Here is a 25,868-nt window from a genome sequence, read left to right as displayed (position 1 = left end):
CACTCAAACTATCAATCATGACTAAAAGATTCCTATCTCCCTGTTTGATGCTGATTGCTTGTAGCATACAAGCTTTGGCACAGCAAGCAGGTCAGTACAATGGCAATAATCGTTTCGAGCAACTCGGGAATATACTGCCAACTCCCAATTCATACAGAGCAGCCTCTGGTGCTCCGGGTAAAAGTTATTGGCAAAACCGTGCTGATTATGACATCAAAGCCGAATTGAATGACCAGAATCAATCAATGACTGCCTCTGAAGTAATTACCTACAAAAACTTTTCTCCAGACGAACTTGGGTATTTGTGGGTTCAATTGGATCAAAACAATTTCAAAAAAGGTGGTATTGCCCAACTTTCGCAAACATCAACCTTGACTGATAAGGGTACTTCTTTTGCAAGATTAAATAGTGTTGCTGGAGTAGCTCCGAGAGAATATGGTTATAAAATTACCGCGGTAAAAGACAAAGCGGGTAATGCTTTAAAATATACCATCAATGAAACAATGATGAGAATCGACTTGCCAGTACCATTAAAGTCGGGTGCTGCTTTTTCTTTCTCAATTGATTGGAATTTCAACATTACAGATGCCATCGCTACTCGTGCAAGAAGTGGTTATGAATATTTTCCAAAAGATGGAAATTATTTATACGAATTGGCTCAGTGGTTTCCAAGAATGTGCGTTTATGATGATATAAACGGTTGGCAACATAAACAATTCTTAGGACAAGGCGAATTTACTGTTCCTTTTGGAGATTATAAAGTAAGTATCACCGCTCCTAACGATTTCGTTATTTTGGGAACAGGTGAATTACAAAATGCTGCACAAGTAATTAGTGCTACTCAAACCAAAAGATTAGAACAAGCAAAAACTGCTACTCGTCCTGTTTTGATTGTCACACAAGATGAGGCTGTTGCTGCTGAAAAAGGTAAGCCTACAGGAAATAAAACTTGGGTTTTCGCTGCACAAAATGTAAGAGATTTTGCTTTTGCAGGTTCAAGAAAATTCATTTGGGATGCTATGCAGGTAAACATTGAAGGAAAGAAAGTTTGGGCAATGTCGGCTTATCCTAAAGAAGCTAATCCACTTTGGGGACAGTATTCAACGATGTTGGTTGCTCATACGCTTCGTTCTTATTCTAAGAGAACGATTGCTTATCCTTATCCAGTAGCGCAGTCAGTACATGGCCCAGTAGGCGGTATGGAATATCCGATGATTTCTTTCAACGGTGCCAGACCAGAAGCTGACGGGACTTATTCACAAGGAACAAAAGATTTCTTAATTGGCGTAGTAATTCATGAAGTAGGTCATAACTTCTTCCCGATGATTGTGAACTCTGACGAAAGACAATGGTCATGGATGGATGAAGGCTTGAATACTTTCTGTGAACAATTGGCTGAAAAAGAATGGGATAGAAATTTTGATGCATCTGGTGAGCCTCAGGACATTGTAGGTTATATGCGTACCGACAAAAGTCAACAAGTGCCAATTATGTCGAGTTCTGATAATATCATGGGCTTCGGGCCAAACGCTTATACCAAGCCCGCAACGGCATTAAACATCTTGCGTGAGACCGTAATGGGCAGAGAGTTATTCGATGCTGCTTTCAAAGAATATGCACGTCGTTGGGCATTTAAACACCCTACTCCTCAAGATTTCTTCCGTACGATGGAAGATGCTTCGGGTGTGGACTTAGATTGGTTCTGGAAAGGTTGGTTCTATGGTGTTGAGCCAGTAGATTTATCGCTTGAGAATGTAGAATGGTTTGGGATAGATAATGTTTCGCCAGAAAAGAAAGCAGAAAAAGCTAAAGCTGACGACCAAGCTAAACGCCAGACAATGAGCAATATCCGTAACAAAACAGATATTCCTAAAACAGTTGTAGAAGAAAATCCAGACATGAGAGATTTCTACAATAGTTATGACAAATACACGACAACTGAAGCTGAGAAAAAGAGATTTGAACAAGCTACAGCAGGCTTGAGCGATGAAGAGAAAGGTTTGGTACAGGGTAATAAAAACTTTTATGTATTAAATGTTAAAAACGTTGGAGGTTTGCCAATGCCAGTAATCGTAAAAGCAAATTACGAAGATGGCACTAGCGAAGTATTTAGATACCCAGCCGAAATTTGGCGTTTGAATGATAAGGAAATTAAAAAAGTGATTCCTACTGATAAAAAAGTAACAAAATGGACACTTGATCCTTTCTTTGAAATTGCTGATATTGATACAAAAAGCAATGTTTTTCCAAGAGAACCAGAAGAACCAACTCGTTTTCAAGTATTTAAACAAAGCCGTCAAGCTCAGTCAAATCCTATGCAATTGCAAAAACAAGCACAAAGTGGAGCTATTCAAGGGGCTAAAAACTAATAAAATATAGCTTTCAAATGCTTCATAAAAAAATCCCGAGTTGTTAACAACTCGGGATTTTTTATTAAGTAAGTAGCATAGCTCATCACTCAAAGCTCACAACTATACTTTTTCAGTTTTTGTATTAAAAAAGTAAGAAACACCTAATATAGCTAATAGTACCAATGCAGGCATAAACGGTGTACTAGTTGCAATGTGCGACCAAATAGCGCCGATAAAAGTAAAGGCAAAGCCTGCATAAGCCCATTCTCTTAGCTTCGGAAACCAAGGATTCAGCAAACTGATAGCGCCCAACAATTTGGCAGTTCCTAACATTGGGATAAAGTATGCTGGATATCCCAACAATTTAAAATTTGCAAGCAATTCAGGATTTTTACTTAAATACATAAAACTGCTCATAAGCATGGCTGCTGAAATTAAACCTGTGCTTATCCAATAAATTATTTTTTCTTTTTTCATCTATTTAATATTTTGTTTTGACAAAATTCAAATATTTTTTTGCGTTATTTACTATTAGTTTCCTAAAGGAAAGTAGTTTCTTTGAGGAAACTAACATTCATTATGAAATCATAAGCCATAACTTTGTATTATGAAACTAAAGAGCCAAGAAGAAATAAAAGAAGCTATCGAAAAAAGCTGTGCTCAAGACCATACACAGGGTATTTTAGCTGCCCGTGATGTAATGGAATTGCTAGCAGGTAAATGGAAAATTCAAATTATTGCTACACTTAGTTTTGATGGCAAAAAAAGATTTATGGATTTATTAAGGCATGTGGATGGTATTGGGTCTAAAATGCTATCCAAGGAACTTCAAAATCTGGAAAGTCATCAGTTAATTACCCGAACAGTTTGTAACACAAAACCTATCACAGTGATGTATGAAATAACTGAATACGGACAAAGCCTTAATGGCTTAATTATTGAAATGATAAATTGGGGAATTGACCATCGTAAAAAAATAATGTCCTAGCAATCGGTGTTTGGTCAATACAGCGATTGCTAGGATATTACTTTTAAGCATTTTGCGAGTTTAATGCTTCTAAGGCTTTTTCAGGTGATGATAGATACAATTGGTAAAAATCTGCTGTGAAGCCTACATGAATTTCGTATTCATCATTTTTCAAACCTTCAAACAATCTTTCTGCTACTACATTAGGTTTGATACCATTACTTCCACCAATCTCAGTTGAAAAATCAGTGTCAACCAAAGGAGGCATCAATTCAAATACTTTAACATTGGTAGATTTAGCCAGCGTATAACGTAAGATTTTGCTATATGAATGCAAAGCTGCTTTAGAAACAGAATAACTAGGGATAGAAAAAGCAGGTGCAAAGGCTACGATAGAAGATACATTGACGATTGCTGAATCTCCATTTTGTGTTAAGAGTGGCAATAACTTTTCATTTAATCTGACAATCGATAAATAATTGGTAATTATTTCTTCTTGTGATTTTTCAAACACATTGACGCTGGTATCAATTAGATTATAGACATGTGCAAAGCCAGCATTGTTAATAACAATATTCAGGCTAGGGAAATCTTTTTTCAGTATTGCTACCAATTGCTCAGTATCTTCTGCATTCGTAACATCAGACACAAAAGAAGTAACATTTTCTAATTGTGCAGTTGCTTTGTTTAAACGTTCAGCATTTCTACCTGTAATTATCACTTTATTTCCATGTTGAGAAAATAATTTAGCCATTTCAAAGCCAATACCAGCACTACCGCCAGTAATTAAAATTGTGTTGTTTTGAGTTTTCATTATTGTATTTAATTATTTGTTATTTTTAAAATCATCATATACCAATTGGTATATTTATTGTCAAAAAAAATACCTCCCTACAAGGTTATTTTTTGAATCATTTCTCTAATTGTTTCTAATGATTGATTTAATAATACTGGATTTTTAGTGGTTTTTGTCAAAAAAACACCCCCTTGTATTAAAGCAATGATGGATGTAGCAGTTTTACTGATTTCAGTATTAGCGCTAAACTCTTGGGCTTCGATACCAGCCGTAATAATATTTTCTAATGATTGCTTCCAACGCGTTACACCTTCAGCTACTTTGATTCTGAAAAGTTCATTTGCATCGTCAGCTTCTACACCCGTATTTAACAAAGGACATCCACCATCTTCCAGAAAACAACTCATCTCTGCACTACTATAGATAATAGGGAATGCCATCAACTTATCATAATTACTGTTTGACGCTTCTAATTGTCGAGCAATGAGTTGATTTCTTTGTGATAAATTATATTCAAAGGCTGCTAAAGCTACTTCTTCCTTGTTTTCGAAATTACCATAAATACTTCCCTTGGTGAGTTTTGTCGCCTCTGTTAAATCAGACATTGAAGTTCCCGCATACCCTTTTTTATTAAAAATACCTGCGGTAGTTTCAATAATAAAAGCCCTAGTTTTTTCAGATCTTGGAATAAAAGCCATCTCTATATACTGTTTGGTATTTCATTTTAGAAAAAAATATTCGATTGTTAAATCGACGACACAAATATACCAATCGGTATATTAAAAACAAAATTTTACTGATAAATTTTATAAATTATTTTTCTTGAACTAGTTCAATGACAACAATGCTGAGAATACACTAATTTTGTAAAACAGTTTCTCTTGATAAATTAAACAGATAATGAACTCTATGTATAGATAAAGCTGTTTATTAATTTCAGTATAAAATATTAAAATAAAATGACAGGTACATTCGAAGAACTAATAGCCTCCTCAACGCCAGTTATTATTGACTTTTCAGCAGAATGGTGTGTTCCATGTAAAAAAATAACACCCATTTTAAGTCAGTTAGTAGATGAACTAGATGAGGAAGTTTCAATTATAAAAATTGATATTGATAAAAATCCAGTTTTAAGGAAGAAGTATAATATAACAGCAGTGCCTACGCTGATTGCCTTTAAAAATGGCAAACAAAAGTGGCGTCACACTGGAATGATTACTTTGGCGAAAGCTAAACAAGCTGTTAGAAGTATTTGGTAAATCAGTATTACCTTTCATTAGGGTACTACTTAAGTACTAACGATTACTCACAATTATATAAATAATGGATAATCTGTTTATTTATCACTAACGAGAGACTTAAGTCCCTCGTTAGTGATAAGGATGGAAATATCACAGATGTAATCGCACTCCAATAAAATAAAGATTTGTACAATCATTATTTTATTTAAAATTTACAAAAAGTGTCTACCCATTTCTTGATAAGTCCTACCCTTTCCTTGATGAATTTATGGGTAAAAAAGAAATTTGACCAATCTTCAAAGTGTTCGAAATGATATTTGAAAAAATACATCCAGAACATATAGCCTAAATACGGAATCATCGCTATCTCCTCCTCTGATAATACTCTGTTTTCTCGGTATCCTTTAATAAAAATCTTGAAATCAGCATCTGCCTGTTCCTGAGTAATGGCTTTATAATGTACATGGAAGAAAAAATGCACAAAAAAAGTCATAACATCATTTACTAGAAAACCTTTTGCGAAAAAGTCAAAATCAAAAAAAGTGATGTTATCCTTTTCGTCAAAATGAAAGTTTTTCGGTAAATAATCGTAATGACAATAGCCATAACCGAAATCTTTGGTATCAAACTGATTTAGTTTATCAATTACTTTAAGGCTCGTTTCTCTTAGGTATTCATATTCTTCTGGCAAATCTTTAAAAGCTGGTTTAATCACCTCTAAAGGAGTAAGTAGTGTAGCATTAATGTCTAAAGTCTCTCGTTCATAATTTAATGTTACTTTCGAGCTAATATTATGGTTCACCGCCATTTCTCTGCCAATAGTAAGCAATTGCTCCGTACTTAAATCAAATATAGGTTTTCCTGGTGCAAAGTAGAACAACACACCATACCTTATTCCCTCCGCTACATTAAATGCTTGAATATCTTTCCCTTCCTGATCTGGGATTGGATAGGCTACTTTTGCCCCATTGTTTTTTAAATGGTGAAGCAACTCTACTTCTGCTTTAATTTCTTCCAAACTCCTATGTGTATTTCGATAAATCTTGAAGATATACTTCTTCGTATCATCTTCTAACAGATAGGTATCGCTGACATTCCTAATCAATAAGCGACAAAACATATTAAAGCCATATTTTTCATTAAGGAATGCATTCAAGGCTTTTGTTGAAACTGCTGAGTACTGGGTTGGGAAAAGAGCGTTCATAGTAAGTTTTTTTGAAGGGGTGCAAAGGTAAGCAAAACATGATATTTTATGTATAAAAACATCAAATACCTCCTTAAAATTAAAAACTTTTCATTTGTTGTAAAAATATTTGCAAAATCACTTGTTATTTAATTGTGTACAATTTAATTTTACACAATAATCAATACAGCGATGGATATTTTAAAGCTCGAAAATCAAGTATGCTTTCCAGTGTATGCTTTATCAAGGCATATTACCTCTCTTTATCGTCCACATCTTGAAAAAATGGGGTTGACTTACCCACAGTACTTAGTGATGCTAGTTTTGTGGGAACACCATCAAGTAACGGTAAAAGAATTAGGGAAAAAACTATGGCTAGATAGTGGCACACTAACACCTTTGCTTAAACGATTGATTGAAAATGGCTTAGTCACTAAAAACCGCTCTGAGGTAGATGAAAGATTAGTTGACATTACCATCACTGAAAAAGGAAAAGCCCTTAAAGAACAAGCATTATCATTACCCTACACATTAATAAAGGAATTGGAGACTGATGAAGAACAATTTTTAATGTTGAAAGCCCAAATCGATAAGCTATTAGAAGTAAAAGAATCAAAGAATATTTAATATAAATCAACAAAACGATAACAATGGAAAAATTGTATACAGCCGTAGCTACTGCTACTGGCGGAAGAAATGGCAACGTAAAAAGTTCTGACGGAATTTTGGATTTAGAAGTTCGTATGCCTAAAGCATTAGGAGGTGCTAATGATAACTATACTAACCCTGAACAGCTTTTTGCGGCTGGATACTCAGCATGTTTTGATAGTGCCCTTAAATTGGTTATTAAGATGTCTAAAGCCGTTACTGGAGAAACATCAGTTAAAGCTGCTGTAAGTATTGGCAAAATTGAAAATGGAGGTTTTGGCTTATCAGTAGAGCTTTTTGTAAATGTGCCAGGTGTGGAACAAGCACAGGCTGAGGAATTGGTTAAACAAGCTCATCAGGTATGTCCATATTCGAATGCTACGAGAGGAAATATCGAAGTGACATTAACTGTAACGACAGAAGGGTAATTGCCCTCTTCAATTACATCTAAATATAGCCTGCTAAATTGATATTTGGCAGGCTATATTGTTTTTAAAAGAATATAAACAATCAGCTACTAATTGACCAAAGGTATCTTATTATTTATGAATTTTGTAAAAAAAAACAAAAATCATGAACTGGATTATTTTAATTATTGCGGGGTTGTTTGAAGTAGCATTTGCTTTTTGCTTAGGAAAAGCTAAATTGGTAACAGGTAATGAGGTTTATTTATGGTATGCTGGATTTTTAGTAGCGTTAACCTCTAGTATGTTATTATTAATCAAAGCAACACAAACATTACCAATCGGAACGGCCTATGGCTGTATGGACAGGCATTGGTGCAGTAGGTACTGTATTAATAGGAATATTAGTTTTCAAAGAACCAATCAATTTTTGGAGAGTTTTCTTTATTATCACCCTTATTGGTTCAATAGTTGGTTTAAAATCAATATCTCATTAAATTATCATCAAATTGGTAATGAATCGCAATATTAAAGTCCTATAATCATTACCTTTTATAAACCCTCTTTATACAAAGTGGTTTATCCTTACTTCAATAAGCAAACCTAACCATGGAGAATTATAGCATCGTTATTTTTATATTAGCCCTCATGATTGTCTTTACTGCCATCGCAGAGAAGATAAAATTGCCAAACCCTATCGTACTTATTACTGTGGGCATGGCCATAGGATTCATTCCTTCTATTCCTAATATAGAGATTAACCCTGAAATTATTATGCTAATATTTCTTCCTCCACTCCTATACGATGCTGCTTTCAACATTTCTTTCAAAGAATTCAAAACGCATGCACAAACAATCAGTGCTTTAGCCATAGGATTGGTATTTCTTACAACTTTGGGCATTGCTGTTATCGGACGTTACTGCATTCCAGGCATGAGTTGGTCGGTAGCTTTTGTATTAGGTGCTATTCTTTCGGCTACTGATGCAGTAGCTGCTATAGGCATTACAAAGGGATTGGGACTTTCACACAAAACGACGACTATCTTAGAAGGAGAAAGCTTGGTGAATGATGCATCAGCACTAGTAGCTTATCGTTTTGCGGTAGCATCGGTTACAGGTGTTGCTTTTGTCTGGTGGAAAGCTACCTTAGAGTTTATCATATTGCTATTAGGCGGCCTAGCCATAGGCTTAGTGATGGGTGTAATCTTAGCTTATACACTCCGTTGGTTTCGACAAAATCACTTAGCCATTATCAGTCTTATGGTGTTGATGCCTTTTGTTACTTACCTTTTAGCAGAAGAAATTCATGTTTCTGGTGTAATTGCAGTCGTAATTTTAGGTTTAAGCATGGCGAGACTGAGCAGAGCAAAATTCCCTAAAGAATTAAAACAACAATCATTAAACTTTTGGGAGATAAATATCTTCTTATTGAATGGATTAATATTTATCCTGATAGGCATACAGTTTCCTATTGTTTTAACGAGTATCGATAAAACACAGATTCTTCCTAATATTGGTTATGCATTTTTGATTACAATAGTAGCCTTATTAATCAGAATGGCACGTGTATTCTTACAGAAGATTAACTTACAACGAGGTTTCCGAGACAAACGTGGCAAAGTCACTTTTGATGCACTACTAGATTTGAATAATAGTATCATTATCAGTTGGTCTGGCATGCGTGGTATCGTATCCCTTGCAATTGCCTTAGCATTACCCGTAACCCTTGAAAATGGTCAACCTTTTCCGATGCGGAATACCATTATTTTCATTTCCGTCGCCATGGTTTTATTCACCATTCTTGGTCAGGGGCTTACTTTGCCGTGGATTGTAAAACGCTTAAATAAAAAGGAGGAGGTTAGTTAAGCTCCTCCTCCACTACTTTTTTCAGTGTTGCATATTTCTTTTGTCTGCCGTCTGGTTTAAGGTAAAAAGCCATTAAAAATGCACAATATTTTTTATCATTATTCACCCATGGAAAACTTCCAAATAACCCTGGGCTACTAACAATGTTATTTCCCATCAGCCATTCGCCATAACCGTAACTTAATGTTCCCGCTTCTGCTGGTGAATAAGCAACTTTAACTGCCTCAGTCACTCTGTTCACTTGCATTTCAGCAATACTATTCTCAGAAAGGATTCTTTTGCCATTAAACGTACCTTTATTCAATATCATGATTAAGAAATTCATATAATCATTAGGTGTGCTACTTGCCCCACCAGCAGGTAAAGCTACTTTACCTTTACCAAAATCTGTATTCTTCATCTCCAAAGGTTTGGCAATTCTTTCTGCAAACAACGTTTCAAAACTCTTACCACTAATTTTTTCAATGACCGCCCCTGCTATTTGTAAACCAGTATTACTGTAACGAAAAACCTTACCATGAGTACCCTCCATAGGATATTGTGCTATTTGAGCTATCGCTTCATCCATGCTATTAATCTGTCTCATTTCTCTTAGATTCTTTCTCAAATCAGGGGATTGAATAGCTGTCATGTGTGATAGGCATTCGCTAATGGTAATATTACCCTTCCCATTTCTTGAAAGAACAGGCAAGAATCTACCTACAGTATCCGTCAGTTTTAATTTACCTTCATCTACAAACGTCATCACTAATGCGGCACTTAACCATTTACTACAACTAGCAATTTGTAGTTTAGACGTTTCTGTGAAATCATCAAAATCTACCGTTTTACCTTGTCGTTTAGCAATAAACCTCCCTACCATCCGCTGTTTATTATTCATTTGATTTACAGAATGGCTATAAACAGTCTTTCCATCTTTGTAAACAACTAACATCAGTCGCCCACCCATGCTTGCCACATTATCATCAAGCCATTTATCTACCTTTTCAAAAGACTGTTGTGCATAGCTGTTTACAAACACTATTAATAACGACAGTATTAATCCTATTTTTTTCATTATTCCAAAATTATTTACTCAATCACAATTTAAAACTCTAGGGTTATCAAGGCTTCTACACTGAAACTCATATTTACTTTGAGCATATTTGGGTGTCGGATTATCAGATACCTCCAATGGTGTCATCATTTCTGACTTATAGCTAGGCATTGTTATCTGTTCTATAGAACCATTGCCTAATGCTACATTTTTACCTGACAGACTATTATTAAAACTATAATCAATCATGGCATCTAATATGCGATATACTCCATAATAATCATAGGCGTCATAAGCAGAACGGCTATTTGGGAGGTTATGTCCTGTTGAGTAGTAATAACCTGCTACAGTTGAAGATTTGAGATAATAAAAATCTTTTTCTGCATTAGTAATATTATTGTTCTTAAAAATATCAATCGCCATTCTATGATCGTTAAAGATGTCTTCATCATATACCTGCGTTATCATTTTAGTATTAGTTGGGAAATTTTTCAACTGTTCTGAAGTAATTTGAAAGCTGTACCACGGTGCCATTGTAAAGAGGAATCTTCCGTTTTCACCCCATCCTTTTTCTACAAAAGCCTTATATCCCAATCCAATAGATGCTCCTCCACCAAATGAATGTCCCATAAAACCAACCTTTTTAGTATCAATAATATTTGGATAATCTGTTACTGCTTTTAAAAAGCCCAACCATAAAGTATTGTAACGATAATCGATTCCCACACCAGATGCTGTAGAATACGGTACAAATACAACAACATATCCCTTTTTGGCGATAAACTCAAATAAACCTCTATTGTATTCTTTGTTTTCACCTCCATAAGGATGTGAATAAAATATTGTTGGTCTAGGTGAAGTAATACCCTCAGGATAAAATATTGTTACTTTTGTTCCTGCATATTGCGGATTAGGAAAGTCTATTTCAGCTACTTTATTCGTACCATCTGCTCCATAGCCTGAAACTGGTCTAGGAATAGGTCCTTGAAGGTTATCAACAACAGGTTCTACCATATCTGTACCATCATGTTGTGAACAAGCAACTGCAAGAATCAATAAGATACTTATTTTTAAAAAAATATTTCCCATTTTTTTAGAGCTTTTTAATTTTATTGCAAAATTGTTTTATCAAGCTTATCGCTGTTTTATCCTTTCTTTAATTTTACGCTTCATTTCAGCTTCAAAAGCCTGATATTGATTAAACTGCTCGGTAGTAAATACTTTTTTTAGTTCTTCATCTTTTTCTTTCTGTAGTTTTTTTATTTGCTTGAATTTTGAAAACTTACCCGCATTGCTTTTTAAGATTGGCTCATTTTTAAGTGTATATTTCTGATTTATGGCTTGTACTTTAATACTCTGTACTGAATCAAGACCAAGTTTGCTTTTCATCAAGTCTGTAAGAAGCTCTGCTCTTTCTTCTGGACTCGTATTTTTTATAACAGACGTATTTTGTGCTGTAGTCAGCTGGCTAAAGAATAACAGGGTTAATACGGTGACTAGCCCAGTAGTAATTTTCCTAATTTTCATGAAATTTCTATTTTTTGATATTATTTATTATCACAATAATGCTACATAACATAGGTATTATAAAGACCGTATGCACTCACGATTACGTTACAAATTTGATAAAGAAAAATAAAGGATGGGCTAAAAATAAGGTAAGACTGGAAAATTAGCAGGTGAAATATTTTATCGATTCATCCAACTTTTGAACTCTGGTACACGTGCTTTGCTAATTAGCACCCGTTCTAGTGGTGCTGGATTTATTTTAACAGAGAAGCGTCCATTAAAATAAAAATCTATTTCTTTGATAGCTGTACGATTAATAATAAACTGTCTATTTGCTCTAAAGAATAATGCAGGGTCTACTTGCTCTTCAAGTTGCTCCAACGTAAACTCCATAATATATTGCTGACCGTCGGCAGTATGTCCATAAACAATCTCATTTGCTGTATAAAACCAAGCAATCTTGGTCGTCTCTAAAGGAACTAATTTATCCCGATAGTTTACCAAGAACGACCTTTTGTAAGACTTAATACCCACCTTAAATTCCTCTAGCAATTTTGTAAACTTGATGGTTTCGGACTCCTCACTATACGTTCTAACAAGGTTATTATATTTATCTAATGCACGCTTTATTTCTTGTTCATCAAAAGGTTTGAGAATATAATCTATCCCATTATTTTTAAATGCCTCAATAGCATAATCATGATAAGCTGTCACAAATACAACTGACTTATTAATGGTTACTTTTTTAAAAATATCGAACGATAACCCATCAGCAAGCCTAATATCCATCAAAACAAGGTCATAATTAGTTTGATTTAACGTAAACCAAGCTATTGATTCATTTACCCCTTTAAGCATATCCACGATATTAATATTAGTATCTATGCTTAGCAATATATGTGCTAAGTTACGGGCTGTAACAGGTTCATCTTCTACGATAACTATACGTAACGGATTCATGGTATTAACGGTAATTTAACTAAAAATGTGTCTTTTGTTTTTTTTATGTCAATCTCTTTAAGCTTAAGCAAACGAAAGCGTTCGTTAAGATTAACCAGACCAATCCCAGTACTATTCTCAGGCGAGATTATTTCTTGTAAATTATTACTAACTACTAGCCATTCATCCTCCACATAAATTGTTATGACCAAAGGTCTTTCTAAACTGACAGCATTATGTTTGATAGCATTTTCTAATAAAGGTTGAAGAGATAAGTGTGGCAAAGTAAAATTAAGATAATGTTCATCAATCATAATCACTAAGCGAAATGCTTTCTCATAACGCATTTTTAAAAGCTCTTCATAAGATTTAAGTACCCTTAATTCTTCTGCTAGTGAAACCAACATTGTACCTGACTTTTCTAAGGCATTCCTAAATACTTTAGAAAGATGGATGATATAAAACTGCGCTAATTTAGGGTCTTCTCGTACAATTCCCGACAAGCTACTCAGGGAATTAAATAGTAAATGAGGATTCAATTGTTCTTTTAATAATTGTAATTGTGCTTCCAGATAAAAACGCTTTAATTGTTCATTTTCTTTCTCTTTAAGTTTACTTTCTCGTAGTAATAGTAGTATTCTAATAATAATACCTATTAGCACAGCACTAAACAATAAACGCGCAAAATAACCTCTGACCACCACTCCCGGTAAATGATTTTCGAAAAATAGATTAGATTGGATAAAACTTCCAATGATTATAAAGAGTAGAATAACAATGATGTTAGCCAAGAAGTAAAGGTTGTATCTTTTCTTTAACAAGTACAAGGCTAAACTTTTGTCTTTTGAAAGGTTTATATAAAATAATATTAAACAAAATAATAGATTATACAAAAATTGAAAGCTGTACTCGACCAAATCAAATTGCCAGTAACGTGCTATAATACCGTTCTCTCTCAAAGCCAATAGTCTTGGTGAATTTACAACCAATACTATCAATAATGAACTATATATACAAATACGTCTTTCATGCTTATCCATATTCTAAATTATGAAATATTTCATTAGAAGAATAGACAAGATGGTATAAAGCTGATAATTTAGGCAGTGAAGTATACGAAGGAAGGGGGTGAATTTTAATATCAAACTATTCATTTACAAAGGATAATAGACTAGTATTCCAAATCCAGAATATTAGTCTATTAATAGGATATTTATCTTAATAAGCCACTACAAATTGCGTATGAGATGACTTAAACTCAATTTTATGCAAAACAATACTTAGCAAAAATCATTAAGGCTTTATTATCTGCCCAGTATTAGCACCAAACACACTTTTACGAAAGCCATATTCAAGTTGTTTCATCGTTACGGGAATCTCTCCGGGGAAAAATGGGAAATATTGAGGTGAAGCTTCAATAACCGTTGGGCTAACCGCATTTATCCTAACGCCATTTTCTAATTCAATGGCGGCGGCTCTTACAAAAGCTTCAACTGCACCATTGGCGGCTGATGCATTGGCAAAATTCAATTGTGGTTCATGCGTTAAAGCCCCTGAGATTAAAGTGAATGAACCTTTGGGGTTTATAAAGTGCTGTCCTATTAGTACTAAATTGATTTGTCCCATCAATTTTCCTTCTAATCCTTTACGGAACTCCTTATCAGTCATCTTTTTCCAAGGCCCAACATACGTTGGTCCTGCTGTTGAAATCAAGGCATCGAAAGAGCCAACTTGTTTGAACATATTTTCGATTGATTCCGTAGAAGTTATGTCTGTGATAATATCTCCACCGTGCGCACCCACTTTTATTATTTCATGTTCCTTCTCTAATACACTTACCAAGTGTTTTCCCATGGTGCCTGTAGCACCTACTATAATAATTTTCATCTGCTTTAAATTCTCTAAAAATTTTCAAAAATAATTTCTCTATTAACCATTCCTCCGGTAGTAGTTCCCATTGCGACAGCATTCGCTACTGTACGCATTCTAGTTACATTATCACCACACGCAAAAACACCTTCAATGGTAGTTTTATGAAAAGCATCTATTTTAATGTATCCGTCCTCTGTTAAATCACATCCCAACATGGTGGGAATCTGACAGTGTTGTTCAAAGGCAGTGCGCGTATAGAGTGCTTTAATAGCAGTTTTGGTTCCGTCTTTGAAGTGGAGGTTTTGCAGGTATCCATTAGTATGTTCTAATTTTTCAATAGGTGTTTCTACAATTTCAATGTGGTGTTTTTTCAATTTTTCAGTTTGCTCGCTTGTCAACGTTGAGGTTCCGTTAGTAAATAATGTTAAGTCCTTTGTCCAATTTGAAATAAGGGCAGAAAACTCAAATCCATATTCACCATTTCCTAAAATCCCTGTTTTTTCGCCTTTCACCTCATATCCATGACAGTACGGACAGTGAATCACTGATATTCCCCAACATGCTGATAAACCATCAATAGCTGGCATTGTATCTCTGATACCAGTTGCAAAAATCAATTTACGTCCATGAAATATTTCTCCTGAGGCTACTTGAATATCAAAACCATTCTTGGTTTTGAATCCTTGTGTTGCCAAACCATTAAAGAATGTAACAGTGTCATAGCGTTCTACCTGTTTTTTAGCCAGTACACTAATTTCTTGAGGTGTTTTACCATCTTGGGTTAGAAAATTATATGAGTGTGGCGTTTGTCTGTTGCAAGGTAATCCGCTATCAATTATCAATACCTGCTTTAATGCTCTGCCCAAAGCCATACCTGCTGCTAGCCCCGCATAACTTCCTCCAACAATTATTACGTCAAAATTTTTATTATCTATCATTGCCTTAAAGAATCTAATTTTGTTCTTTGCAAAGGTAGTTTCAGTCCAGATGTAAAAGATAGGACAAAAATGTAGTTCTATGGGATTTATTTAAAGTTGTGTCTAAAAGCATCAGGAGTATATCCAGTATGCTTTTTGAAGAATCTGATAAAGTATGAAACATCTTCATAGCCTAAATAATAAGCTATTTGAGTGATTTGATTAGAAGTGGCAAGAAGATATCTTTTAGATTCCAATATAATGTATTCATTTATCACTTCTGAACACGTCTTCCCTAAAGATGTCTTAGTGATAGCATTCAACTGGAAAGTAGACAGATTTAGTAAAGCCGCATATTCAGACACCTGTTTGTGGCTGAAAACATGCGTCTCTAAATGGCTTAAAAACGCTTCAAGTTGTGCTTCTATATAAAGGTTCGCTTTCTCTTGTATTGGATTACTACCATGTTTTCGAATAAGCTCAATAAAGAAAATATCCATATTGGCTTTAATTACTTCCAGATACTTTTCTTGTTTGTCGGTATATTCTTGAAAGATATTAGATAATATGGCACTCAACTTCTGAAATTTATTCGAATCAAATTGATAATGATTAATATTACTCGTCTTGCGTAATAGTTGGCTTACTGATTTGTCGTGAGGTGAATAAAAATCGTTTCTAAATTGTATTAAATAACCCGTACTTCCTGCTTCCAAAACTAGTTGGTGTACCTGTCCTGGTCGCATAAGGAAAACAGAATAATCAGAAACGTTGTAAGATGTGAAGTCAATATTATGATTACCAGTGCCTTCTTTTACAATCAATAGATAAAAAAAATCATGTCTATGAAGTTCTTGCACCATATTGGTCTCAGCAAGTAAACTATCAATATCCCGAATGGTAAACGCTTCTGATAAATCTGGTTCTTTTTTACTTACTTTGATATGTCTTATGGGTATTTTTTCCATCCGCCGTAGAAGATATTTTATTAGACGAGACCTTAAAGGTAAGTAAAATCAATTGATTGATATGTTAATAGTTTAGAAAACCACCTTGATTCATATTATAAATGCTAGCCTACGCCTTAAATCACTTTTTTAACACCAGGAATCAATAAAATAAGAGACCCTAAAGCAAAACTACCTAATAAGGCTATGGGTGCTATAATCAAACATTTTATGGATGGGTCAATTGTCCAATTTCTTACGGCTAATGATAAACCGATAATAACGAGCGGATGAAAAATATATACCGCAAAACTGCTCCGTGATAATTTACTCAGTAATACTGACGTTGTATTCCAACGCTTTTTTCCATAAATGAGTAATACCGTCAGGATAGAAATACCAATCAATTGTTCCCATACCGCATATAATAGCGACTGCCAGTGAAATCCTCCAGAGTACCAAGAAATAGGCATATCCAACTTTACGCGTATCAGATAAAACATAGGGAAAAATAATAAGCACCATCTTATGGATAAAGCAAGTTGCTTGCTAGTTTTTTCTGAAAGCTGGTCGAACCAATTGTTCCTAGCCGCCAATAATCCAATCATAAAAAATACAACATATTGCGGAAAATGCCCTAATTGAAAACCTAGTGGTTTAAGAACCCAGCCAACTGGAAAAATGATTCTGACTACAAAACTAATAATCCCGACTGCCGTTGCAAGCAAGAGTATCGTATATGCAGTCGGCGTTGGTAAAGGGTTTTTAATATTAACGTTGAAAAGGCTTTTTATGAATGCATACACCAAAGAGAACAACAGTAATGCTACTACAAACCACAGGACACCAAAATCTATCCAGTTGTCGTAACCTTGAAGGTATTGCCAATAAGTAATGTGTTGTTCTTTCCCAAAATAATAAACCAAATAGCAGAGGAAGGGAGAAAAAACAAATGAGTAAAATAATAAAGGAATCCCTAGTCTAAACAGGCGGTCAGCTATAAACCTAGCAGCACCTTTTCGGGCATAAGACGTACCAGTAAAATAGGCCGCAAGCATGAAGAAAAAGCCCATGAAATAAGATTGATTTATACTAACAAACATCGTTAGGGGTATAAGAGCACCCAAATGAGTAGTTTTTTCAATATAATACCATCCGCCCGGAGCACCATACGTAACGCAAGTATGATGGAGCACTACCAATATGGTCAGTAGTAGTTTGATATTGTCTATGTATAATAGTTTGTTTGATGGCTTAGCAGTTGAAATTTGAGAAGACATAATTGATTGGTTTATAATTGTTTCGTATCCGACTATCGGCTACTTGCAACAAACCTACCATACTAAAACCAGTTCTCAGTGCAATCTGTTATCAGTAACTAGCTTTGTGATGAACAACAAGTTTAAGCTACATTTTGCTGCTTTAGTTGTTCGTAACAGCGATTAAAACTATCTAGCTGTTTCCTAGACACAGGAATCTTTTCGCTGGTTTCATGAAAGGATAATAAATACCCTTGAGAATTTCCTGAAACTTTTTCTACCTTGAACATATTTACCAAATAAGCTCTGTGACACCTGAAAAAATGTGGATAGCCTGAAAGTTGAGTTTCAAATTGTGTCAGAGAAATTCTTTTTAATTCTATCACCATCTGTTTATCAATTTCTCTGGTCAATTCTATATAGTTTCCATCAGCTTTTACAAATAGTAAATCATCTATGTTCAAGCTAAAATCATCTTGCTTAACTTGTGTATTGATGAAAAGTGTAGGTTCAGTGTCTTTTTTAGGCGTTTCTACACAGAGAGGGACAAACTGAAGTACAAATGGCGAGCCTTTCTTTGATTGAAGATAGAAGCTAACTAATCTCAGAAAAAAATAGAAGAACGTTCCTGCAATAAAGCAGTTTCTAATTTCTTCCCAAAGGTAATTGAAAGACCAGTTATCAGGGTTGTTATAGATTAAATCTCGTATTAAAAAACTGCTAATGCCTGTCAAAATTAGGACTATACCTATCTGAGAATATTCCTGTAACAAAGTCCAACTTTGAAGAATATTTTTTCTTTCCTTGAAATAGTTGAGCATAGAGAAATAAACGAAAATAATTAATGCAGGACACAATGCGTGAAGACTACAAATAAAAAAATAGTTTATTTTGTATTCAGGGGCATACATGCCAAAGGGTTTGAACAATAAAAGAAACACAAGGAGGCTAACAAAGATAATTGCAGAACTTTTGAACAGGTTTTCGGACTTGAATCTTGCTGGATATTCAATCTCCTTAAATAAATGTTCCCGATTTACATACAATTCCATGAATAACAAGTATTTTATTAAGCATTAAAATTACAAAAAACTCATTCCTAAAAGTATATTTTAAGGGAATATGTCTAAGAAATTTATACTGCGTTAAAAATCAAGTTGTTTGAAAATGTTATTGAAAATCATATTTATTTGTAGCCTCCTCATAATTCAGATATTACAATACTACCCATATAACCTCCTTATTACTTTCTATTAAGCTTCAACAGGTGTTGCTAAAACAATATCTCTACTTTTTAATAAAGGTATGATTTGTCCTATAATTAAATCTTGATAATGTGCTGACTTACGGTGTTCTGCAATAGCATTTTCATCAATGTAGCCTTCAAACAATATAATTGTGTTAGCATCCGTATTGCTCTGATGAACTTGATAGAATAAATTCCCACTTTCTTTTACAGTTTCCTTACCTATCGTTTTCAATAAATTCAAGACTGTTTCTATATGTCCTTCTTTAACAGTCCATGTAGCGAATACATGAATGGGTTGTTGATTTTTCATGATTTGAGTATTTAAGGTTGATTATTAAATAATTACTGTGTTTTAATTTCTGATTCAAAATTAGGATACAGTCGCTGTCTGAGGAAGGAGGCAAATCACAAAAAAAGTGTGATTATAATCACACTTAAGCGGTATTGGTGCTTTAATGCTTTTCTCTTAGTGAAAAACGTTTTGATATATTCAAACTCTTCATCGTTAATGGATGTAATTTCGTGTGGGTTTTGAAGGGTTAATTGGATACTTCTTCTACCCCAACAACGGCCGCCGATATAATGTTACTAAGAGAACTATAATCTGTATCCGTAAATCAAAAAAGCGACCGAAAACGAATTTCGACCGCTTTTTTATGATTTTAAAATTCGGGATGACTAATGTTTGACTTTATTGAGAGATTTATACTTGAAGAAAACTTTTTATAACGTGCTTTATTTCAGCGCGCAACACTTCTAAAGAATAGGGTTTTGTCATAAACATAGATGCCTGATTTTCTATGGCAAACTGCCTATCAATCTCGTTTGAAGAAGTCGAATAGATAATGACAGGTATATTGTTATACTTGTCATGACCTTTAACTTCTTTCAAAAATTTTCTACCATCCATTATTGGCATATTAAGGTCGAGAAAAATAATATCTGGTTTCTTAAAATTAGGAAGGTCTAATTTTTCCAATGCTTCAGCACCATTCTTGGCTTCCACATAGTTAACCTCTAAGTTAAGTGCCTGTAAAGACTCCTGAAATATTTCACGTTCATCTAAATCATCATCAATTAAAAAGACAGTCTTCATCATTTGTTATCTAATATAAAATAGGAATGTATGGGTCGAAAATTACTTATATTATTCTTCAGGTATTACAACGACAAATGTTGTTCCTTTTCCTTCCTCCGAAAATGCCTTAATATCTCCATTATGATTTTGTACAATTTTTCGACACATTGCCAGCCCAATACCAGTGCCTGCGAATTCATTTTTGCCATGTAATCGTTGAAAAATATTAAAAATCTGCTCAGCATATTTTTGATTAAAACCTATTCCATTATCGATAATCTCAATTTTATAATAATCTAATGAATTATCGATGGAAAATAGTTTTTTATCGTTGTCATTAAGCTTGCTACTGATAACTTTAATGACAGGCTTAACATCCTGACGAGAATATTTCAAAGCATTTGATATTAAATTGCCAAACAACTGCCCCATTTGTAATGGAATAGCTCTTAATTTTGGCAAATTTTGGTAGATGATAGTAGCTTCTTTTTGTTCAATTGTCAAGTCAAAATCACTCAAGATATTCTCTATTACCTCCTCCAAATCTACATTTTCAAATACTTTAGTACTATTAGCTAATTCAGAAAAACCAAGCACATCTTTAATCAATGTAGTCATTCGTTTTGCTGAATTATTTATTTTTTCAATATATATTTTTGCCTTTTCTGGGTCAGATGTAATATAATTTTCAAGCATCTGAATGAAGACGGATATTTTCCGAACAGGTTCTTGCAAATCATGCGAGGCAATGTAAGCAAACTGTTGCAATTCCTTATTATTTATCTCTAATTCTGTATTTGCGTGGCGTAATTCTGCCGTACTTTTTCTGATTTTAAATGTTAGTTCTTCTTGTAATTTCCTTTCTTTTGTTACGTCTTGGGCGGTGCCACTTAAATACGCTGGCATACCATCACTATTATAAAATACCCTTGCCGTTGCATGAATAATCCTTACCTGCCCCGTAACTCTGTTGATAATTGGATGCTCATTATCATAAATTCCCGAAGAACCTGGCAGTATAGCCACTTGGATTGCATCACTGACTAATTTTCTGTAATCATTAGGCAGTGGATTATAAGCTTCATCCATCGTTTTGGTATCTTCAGTGAAGCCTAGCCAATCCATAAACCTTTTTGAATAAGAAAATGTTTTATTTTTAATATCAAGTTGCCATGTTGCTAGTTCGGCCAATTCAATAGCACCCGCTAAGGCAATACGTGTATCATCTAATTTTTGTGAGGCTAATACCCGTTCAGTTACATCAACGGCAATATCCATAATACCATAAATATTTCCATGAATATCCCTAATTGGCTTATAGGTAAAATCAAAATAAAATGTGCTTAATTTCCCATCTACTTCGAGGCGTGCTGGGGTAGAAACAGCTTCATAAGGCACACCTGTTAAGTAAACTTCCTGCAATAATGAGAGAAATGGTTGACCAACTAATTCGGGGATGGCTACTTCAAGCGGTTTTCCCATGACAGATTTATCTTTTCCCCAATATCCAATCATGATATCATTCGCAATCTCAATTTTCATGTCCAATCCTGTAAAAAGGCATATTCCTACAGGAGCTTGCTTAATCATGAGGCTAAAACGTTCTTCGCTTTCCGTAAGGGCTTTCCTACTTGCAATGATTTCGTCCATGTCCATACAGAATCCTGCATAGCCAGCATATTTGCCACTCTCATCAAAAAATGGGTCTCCTGCTGCACGACACCATACTATTTTACCAGTAGCTTTTTTAATCCTAAAAAGCACATCATAGTGGGATAACGAATTCACAGCTTCCTCAAAGACTTCCGCTGCCATTTGTCTATCTTCTTCAATGATGGCGTTTGTCCAGCCTATCCCCAACAATTCTGAATAAGGTATGCCTGTCCACTCTACCAAAGTATTATTCAAATAGGTTAGCATACCTTGTTTATCAGCTAACCAAAGTCCAGTAGGTGAACTATCAGTCACCTTCCTGAACATAGCATTTGCTTCTCGCTTAGTTTGTTCCAGTCTATGCTCTGCTTGCTGTAATGCAGCTCTACTTCTTTCTCGTTCTGTAATATCTATACCAGTTCCTGAGAATGTCTTGGGGTTACCTTTCGAGTCCACAATCCTAGCTCCAGAAATGGCAATATGATGAATACTACCATCGTCCCAAATTACACGTGGGGTATAATAAAATTTACCCGTTGTTAATCCTTGCTCAATAGCTTCAAGACGCAACCCTAAATCATCAGGGTGGATATATTTAACAAAATCCATCCGTGATAAATCCTTAATTTTTGAACCAGATATAAGAGCCGCAAATTCAGCAGAATATTCAATGTTATTAGTCGCAAAGTCGACATTAAAAACACCCATACCCATAGTCTGCATGGTAAGGTCAGTCAATTGTCTTGACTTCACTATTTCATCATTAGCCTTCTTATGTTCTGTGATGTCCTGCAAAATTCCGTTAAAACGATAGGCTTCTTTATTTTCATTAAACCAAGCACGTCCTTTGGCACGCACTATTTTTTCTTCTTTCGTTACAGGATGAATAATTGTATATTCTATTTCATACTTCCCTCCTAATTCAAACTTTAATGCATCCTCTATCGCTTTTATTACATTATCACGATCAGCTTCTGCTATTACGTCTGTAGCTACATGTAGGGCAATCTCATCATCGGGCTGTAATCCGAACCAACTTTTAAGGCGGTTATTTGCTGAAAATCTATTTGTAATTGGATTAAGGTCAAAGGTGCCGAGCTCTGCTGCTTCAATAGCGAATAAGAGTTCATCCTTACTATTTTGAAGCTGTTTGTTATGGTTGACAGTATTGGTTGTTTCATTACAAACTACTAATACACCCTCAATCTGACGGTCGTCTCCTCTGACTGGACTGTAACTGAATGTCCAGTACACATCTTCAAGTTTACCATTTCGATGTATAGGCAATAACATATTTTCATACCAGACACTTTCGCCAGTAGCTAATATATTAGTAATATGCGGAGCAAGAAAATCCCATATTTCAGGCCAGCAATCTTTCGCTTTTTGTCCCATTGCTTTAGGATGTTTTCCCTGCTCTCCAAAGCTTGGTCTATAGGCATCATTATAAAACTGGATTAGGTCATTGCCCCACCAAAGAAACATAGGGAATTTGGATGGCAATAATGTCGCTAAGGTATTCTTCAAATTTTCAGGCCATATTTCAGGTCGTCCTAGACTATTTGAAGACCAGTCTAAATTCCTAATGATTTCGGCAGCTTCGCCACCGTTTTCAAGGAAGAAATAGTCGTCGGTAGTATTTATAATTTCCAAGAATTAAGGTTGAATTAAGAGGATATGACGAATGTCTTGCCCTTTACAATAATGAATGAAAGTAAATTTAGCTAAAAATATAACAATTTCGACATCAAATACCTTCGTTTTGAATGTCATGTTTAGCAATATCTCATGAAATTATACCTTTGTCACCTAAATAAAAGGCTTTTTTATCAAACATGACCAAATCCAAGACCTTGCTATTTATTCATTAGCAAGGTCTTAGATTTAGCCTTTAATTATTTGATAGTTTAGTTTTTAATATCTTTTTCCAGTAACGTGAAAAACCCAAATAACATTCTTATTTTTTTTGTTGTTCATGCGAATCTTCTTTTTTTGCTAACACTTCACGGGCTTTTTTCAATCCCGTAGCAATAGCAAGCCCTTCTTCGGCACCGTCTTTTAATATTTCATTGGCTATCTCAACGGCTTTATCCCTAACTTTCTTAGGTTGGTTTTTGTATGATGGCGGATAATCGCTCTTAGTCCATGGCATATTATTTACATTTTTAGTTAAACAATCAACCCTATCTTTTATACGAAAACACAAAAGACATCCTCTTTATAATATCAGAAGATAGACCTTTCAATGGTGTTTTGATTAAAAAAACTAAAATAAAACCATTAAAAAATCATACCAGCTAGAATACTACTACACAAAAAAGCGATGAATCTATAATATTATAGAATCATCGCTTTTTTGTGTGTATGGTAGCACATTTTATTCGACCTTATTTCTGTTAATAAGTTTTACCATATTATCATTGAACAATGAAAGTTTTTCTTCTAATGTAGAGAAAAAATCAAGGTCAGCATTTTCTATTTCAATGATTGCTTTTTGCAAAACTAATTCTCCGATATTCGTTAGTCGAATAGTTTTTGCTCTTGTGTCAGTTTCATGTTCTTGCCGTGTTATAAAACCTTTTTCTTCCAATGTTCGCAGTACTTTTGATACCATCATTCTATCAGCATTGCTTTGGTTGGCAATATCAACTTGTGTTACAACCTCGTTTTTTTTTGAAAGCCAACCTAAAGCTGCTAATAATACGAATTGTGTTTGCGTTAAATCTAATGGGTCTAAAACTTTTTTTTGTTTACGCTGCCAAAGCATTGTGAGTTGCCCGAGCAAATAACCGGGGCTATCGTTAGGACTTTTAAAATGAAAATCGATTTCTTTAGCCATAATTATGTTGAAGCATTTGTGCCTATATTAAATTATTAAATCAAAATCCTGTTTATTAATTTCAAATAAACCAAATCGAAATGGATAATCCTCTACTTTCTTATTTTTAAATACAATCGGTTTGATGCTTTGAAAGTATGATTAGCAACTAATTTACTTTTATTTTGCCTCTAAAAAAGTAAGTTTATAACCGTCAAGGTCTTTCACATGGAATGCTCTGCCAAAAGGTGTTTCTATTATCGGCCCAGCGGTGGTTACTCCATTCCCAATGAATTTCTCTTTCAATTCGTCAACATTTTCGTCAACAGCAAACCAAATAGCCACGCCAACGCCCAACTCTTTTCCTTCAATTGGCTCGAGAGGTGTACGAATAGCGAAACTTGCTTCTCCTTGATTGTACTTGAAAATACAGGCTTGTGGGTTTGTGCTGTCAATTTCAAATCCTATTTTTTTTTCATAGAACTCTTTTGATGCTTCCAAATTTTTCACTTGTAGTGATGCAAATGTTAATTGTCTCATTTTAGCTTTGTTTAATTGTTGTTACAAATATAATATACACGACTACAATTACCTAATTTTTTATTTGTTGAGATAATAATTGATATATTGGTTTGTAAGGAGCGTTCATAGTATTGGCAATACTATTATAGTGGTTTGATTACAATATTTTATTTAAACAAATCATCAGGAAGGTATATATATTTTGCACTCTTTCTTGAGAAGCAGATATATGACGTAAAATAAACAATTGAAATAAGATGGCTTTCAAACAGCTTGGGACTTGACCCTAAAAGTAGTAATTCTAGGATTTAGCAGGTAGACATTTAAATAAATTCGGATATTGAATGGAAAAAGCCTTCAAAATCTAATGACTTTGAAGGCTTTTATCTTTCTAGTGATCCCGCTGGGACTCGAACCCAGGACCCATACATTAAAAGTGTATTGCTCTACCAACTGAGCTACGGAATCTTCAAACCGAAGTTTGTATATATAAAATGTGCGCTCTGGCACGAAGGAAAATTACCACTGGTAATCTTGTGATCCCGCTGGGACTCGAACCCAGGACCCATACATTAAAAGTGTATTGCTCTACCAACTGAGCTACGGAATCTTC

Annotated in this window: 26 protein-coding genes, 2 tRNA genes and 1 pseudogene; 7 read left to right on the top strand and 22 right to left on the bottom strand. The window is 34.5% G+C overall.

The features are described from left to right. The first annotated feature begins 17 nt into the window (after nucleotides 1–17). The gene (locus AC07XN_RS04075; protein WP_494742117.1) at nucleotides 18–2,369 is read left to right on the top strand and encodes a M1 family metallopeptidase; all 2,352 of its coding nucleotides are present in this window, start codon (nucleotides 18–20) and stop codon (nucleotides 2,367–2,369) included. Nucleotides 2,370–2,471: 102 nt separating this feature from the next. On the opposite strand, the gene AC07XN_RS04070 is transcribed toward AC07XN_RS04075, so the two are convergent. Further along, a complete protein-coding gene (locus AC07XN_RS04070; RefSeq protein ID WP_494742116.1) occupies nucleotides 2,472–2,828 on the bottom strand; it encodes a DoxX family protein in 357 nt (118 codons plus the stop codon). A gap of 130 nt (nucleotides 2,829–2,958) precedes the next feature. On the opposite strand from AC07XN_RS04070, the gene AC07XN_RS04065 reads away from it, so the two are divergent. Further along, entirely contained in the window at nucleotides 2,959–3,339 is a 381-nt protein-coding gene (locus AC07XN_RS04065; protein ID WP_309916486.1) for a winged helix-turn-helix transcriptional regulator, read from the top strand. Nucleotides 3,340–3,382: 43 nt separating this feature from the next. Here AC07XN_RS04065 and AC07XN_RS04060 read toward each other — a convergent pair whose 3' ends face one another. Continuing rightward, nucleotides 3,383–4,132 (bottom strand): SDR family oxidoreductase, encoded by a 750-nt coding sequence (locus tag AC07XN_RS04060; protein ID WP_494742115.1) that lies wholly within the window; start codon nucleotides 4,130–4,132, stop codon nucleotides 3,383–3,385. Nucleotides 4,133–4,209: 77 nt separating this feature from the next. Beyond that, on the bottom strand, nucleotides 4,210–4,812 hold the full coding sequence (locus AC07XN_RS04055; RefSeq protein WP_494742114.1) for a TetR/AcrR family transcriptional regulator: 603 nt from the start codon (nucleotides 4,810–4,812) through the stop codon (nucleotides 4,210–4,212). A 261-nt stretch (nucleotides 4,813–5,073) separates the two neighbouring features. Between AC07XN_RS04055 and AC07XN_RS04050 the strand changes: the two genes are divergently transcribed. Continuing rightward, nucleotides 5,074–5,373, top strand: a complete 300-nt coding sequence (locus AC07XN_RS04050) for a thioredoxin family protein (RefSeq protein WP_309916497.1) — start codon at nucleotides 5,074–5,076, stop codon at nucleotides 5,371–5,373. A gap of 187 nt (nucleotides 5,374–5,560) precedes the next feature. Here the strand turns inward: AC07XN_RS04050 and AC07XN_RS04045 are convergent, their stop codons facing one another. Next, a complete protein-coding gene (locus tag AC07XN_RS04045; RefSeq protein WP_494742113.1) occupies nucleotides 5,561–6,559 on the bottom strand; it encodes a phosphotransferase enzyme family protein in 999 nt (332 codons plus the stop codon). A gap of 171 nt (nucleotides 6,560–6,730) precedes the next feature. Between AC07XN_RS04045 and AC07XN_RS04040 the strand changes: the two genes are divergently transcribed. The 4 genes and pseudogenes from AC07XN_RS04040 to AC07XN_RS04025 all read left to right on the top strand — a co-directional run bounded on the left by AC07XN_RS04040 (nucleotide 6,731) and on the right by AC07XN_RS04025 (nucleotide 9,456). Further along, the gene (locus AC07XN_RS04040) at nucleotides 6,731–7,165 is read left to right on the top strand and encodes a MarR family winged helix-turn-helix transcriptional regulator (RefSeq protein WP_309916504.1); all 435 of its coding nucleotides are present in this window, start codon (nucleotides 6,731–6,733) and stop codon (nucleotides 7,163–7,165) included. A 23-nt stretch (nucleotides 7,166–7,188) separates the two neighbouring features. Then, nucleotides 7,189–7,614, top strand: coding sequence for an organic hydroperoxide resistance protein (locus tag AC07XN_RS04035; protein WP_309916507.1), 426 nt, complete (start codon nucleotides 7,189–7,191; stop codon nucleotides 7,612–7,614). 145 nt (nucleotides 7,615–7,759) lie between these two features. Then, nucleotides 7,760–8,087, top strand: a pseudogene (locus AC07XN_RS04030) (DMT family transporter). Between the two features lie 112 nt (nucleotides 8,088–8,199). After that, entirely contained in the window at nucleotides 8,200–9,456 is a 1,257-nt protein-coding gene (locus AC07XN_RS04025; protein WP_494742112.1) for a Na+/H+ antiporter, read from the top strand. Here AC07XN_RS04025 and AC07XN_RS04020 read toward each other — a convergent pair. The 18 genes from AC07XN_RS04020 to AC07XN_RS03935 form a co-directional block, all read right to left on the bottom strand. Further along, nucleotides 9,449–10,513 carry a serine hydrolase domain-containing protein gene (locus AC07XN_RS04020; protein ID WP_494742111.1) on the bottom strand — a complete coding sequence of 355 codons (1,065 nt, stop codon included), beginning with the start codon at nucleotides 10,511–10,513 and terminating at the stop codon, nucleotides 9,449–9,451. The two genes, AC07XN_RS04025 and AC07XN_RS04020, sit on opposite strands and share 8 nt — an antisense overlap. A gap of 18 nt (nucleotides 10,514–10,531) precedes the next feature. After that, on the bottom strand, nucleotides 10,532–11,581 hold the full coding sequence (locus AC07XN_RS04015; protein ID WP_494742110.1) for an alpha/beta hydrolase: 1,050 nt from the start codon (nucleotides 11,579–11,581) through the stop codon (nucleotides 10,532–10,534). Between the two features lie 45 nt (nucleotides 11,582–11,626). Next, nucleotides 11,627–12,019, bottom strand: coding sequence for a DUF4890 domain-containing protein (locus AC07XN_RS04010; RefSeq protein WP_494742109.1), 393 nt, complete (start codon nucleotides 12,017–12,019; stop codon nucleotides 11,627–11,629). A gap of 162 nt (nucleotides 12,020–12,181) precedes the next feature. Continuing rightward, nucleotides 12,182–12,961 (bottom strand): LytR/AlgR family response regulator transcription factor, encoded by a 780-nt coding sequence (locus tag AC07XN_RS04005; RefSeq protein ID WP_494742108.1) that lies wholly within the window; start codon nucleotides 12,959–12,961, stop codon nucleotides 12,182–12,184. Continuing rightward, on the bottom strand, nucleotides 12,958–13,980 hold the full coding sequence (locus tag AC07XN_RS04000) for a sensor histidine kinase (protein WP_494742107.1): 1,023 nt from the start codon (nucleotides 13,978–13,980) through the stop codon (nucleotides 12,958–12,960). The genes AC07XN_RS04005 and AC07XN_RS04000 overlap by 4 nt, the downstream gene beginning before the upstream one ends. Nucleotides 13,981–14,233: 253 nt before the next feature. Continuing rightward, on the bottom strand, nucleotides 14,234–14,827 hold the full coding sequence (locus AC07XN_RS03995) for a short chain dehydrogenase (RefSeq protein ID WP_494742106.1): 594 nt from the start codon (nucleotides 14,825–14,827) through the stop codon (nucleotides 14,234–14,236). A gap of 14 nt (nucleotides 14,828–14,841) precedes the next feature. Further along, complete coding sequence (locus tag AC07XN_RS03990) at nucleotides 14,842–15,750, bottom strand: NAD(P)/FAD-dependent oxidoreductase (RefSeq protein ID WP_494742105.1); 909 nt, start codon at nucleotides 15,748–15,750, stop codon at nucleotides 14,842–14,844. Between the two features lie 86 nt (nucleotides 15,751–15,836). After that, a complete protein-coding gene (locus AC07XN_RS03985) occupies nucleotides 15,837–16,697 on the bottom strand; it encodes a helix-turn-helix domain-containing protein (protein ID WP_494742104.1) in 861 nt (286 codons plus the stop codon). 116 nt (nucleotides 16,698–16,813) lie between these two features. Continuing rightward, nucleotides 16,814–17,956 (bottom strand): acyltransferase family protein, encoded by a 1,143-nt coding sequence (locus tag AC07XN_RS03980; RefSeq protein WP_494742103.1) that lies wholly within the window; start codon nucleotides 17,954–17,956, stop codon nucleotides 16,814–16,816. A 122-nt stretch (nucleotides 17,957–18,078) separates the two neighbouring features. Continuing rightward, a complete protein-coding gene (locus AC07XN_RS03975) occupies nucleotides 18,079–18,756 on the bottom strand; it encodes a LytR/AlgR family response regulator transcription factor (protein ID WP_494742102.1) in 678 nt (225 codons plus the stop codon). Between the two features lie 432 nt (nucleotides 18,757–19,188). Beyond that, on the bottom strand, nucleotides 19,189–19,494 hold the full coding sequence (locus tag AC07XN_RS03970) for a putative quinol monooxygenase (RefSeq protein ID WP_494742101.1): 306 nt from the start codon (nucleotides 19,492–19,494) through the stop codon (nucleotides 19,189–19,191). Nucleotides 19,495–19,887: 393 nt separating this feature from the next. Continuing rightward, complete coding sequence (locus tag AC07XN_RS03965; RefSeq protein WP_494742100.1) at nucleotides 19,888–20,283, bottom strand: response regulator; 396 nt, start codon at nucleotides 20,281–20,283, stop codon at nucleotides 19,888–19,890. Nucleotides 20,284–20,331: 48 nt separating this feature from the next. After that, nucleotides 20,332–23,568, bottom strand: coding sequence for a PAS domain S-box protein (locus tag AC07XN_RS03960; protein ID WP_494742099.1), 3,237 nt, complete (start codon nucleotides 23,566–23,568; stop codon nucleotides 20,332–20,334). Between the two features lie 304 nt (nucleotides 23,569–23,872). Further along, on the bottom strand, nucleotides 23,873–24,067 hold the full coding sequence (locus tag AC07XN_RS03955; protein ID WP_494742098.1) for a DUF2188 domain-containing protein: 195 nt from the start codon (nucleotides 24,065–24,067) through the stop codon (nucleotides 23,873–23,875). 225 nt (nucleotides 24,068–24,292) lie between these two features. Beyond that, complete coding sequence (locus AC07XN_RS03950) at nucleotides 24,293–24,754, bottom strand: MarR family winged helix-turn-helix transcriptional regulator (RefSeq protein ID WP_494742097.1); 462 nt, start codon at nucleotides 24,752–24,754, stop codon at nucleotides 24,293–24,295. A 159-nt stretch (nucleotides 24,755–24,913) separates the two neighbouring features. After that, nucleotides 24,914–25,273: a VOC family protein gene (locus AC07XN_RS03945; RefSeq protein ID WP_494742096.1), complete on the bottom strand. Its 360-nt coding sequence runs from the start codon at nucleotides 25,271–25,273 to the stop codon at nucleotides 24,914–24,916. Between the two features lie 377 nt (nucleotides 25,274–25,650). Further along, a tRNA-Lys gene (locus tag AC07XN_RS03940) sits at nucleotides 25,651–25,723 on the bottom strand. Nucleotides 25,724–25,792: 69 nt separating this feature from the next. Further along, nucleotides 25,793–25,865: transfer RNA gene (locus AC07XN_RS03935), tRNA-Lys, on the bottom strand. Between the last annotated feature and the right edge of the window lie 3 nt (nucleotides 25,866–25,868).

Source organism: Arcicella sp. GW458-12-2-14-TSB2, assembly GCF_059423785.1.
Note: the sequence above shows the minus strand (reverse complement) of the source record. Positions and strands in the feature narration are given on the sequence as shown.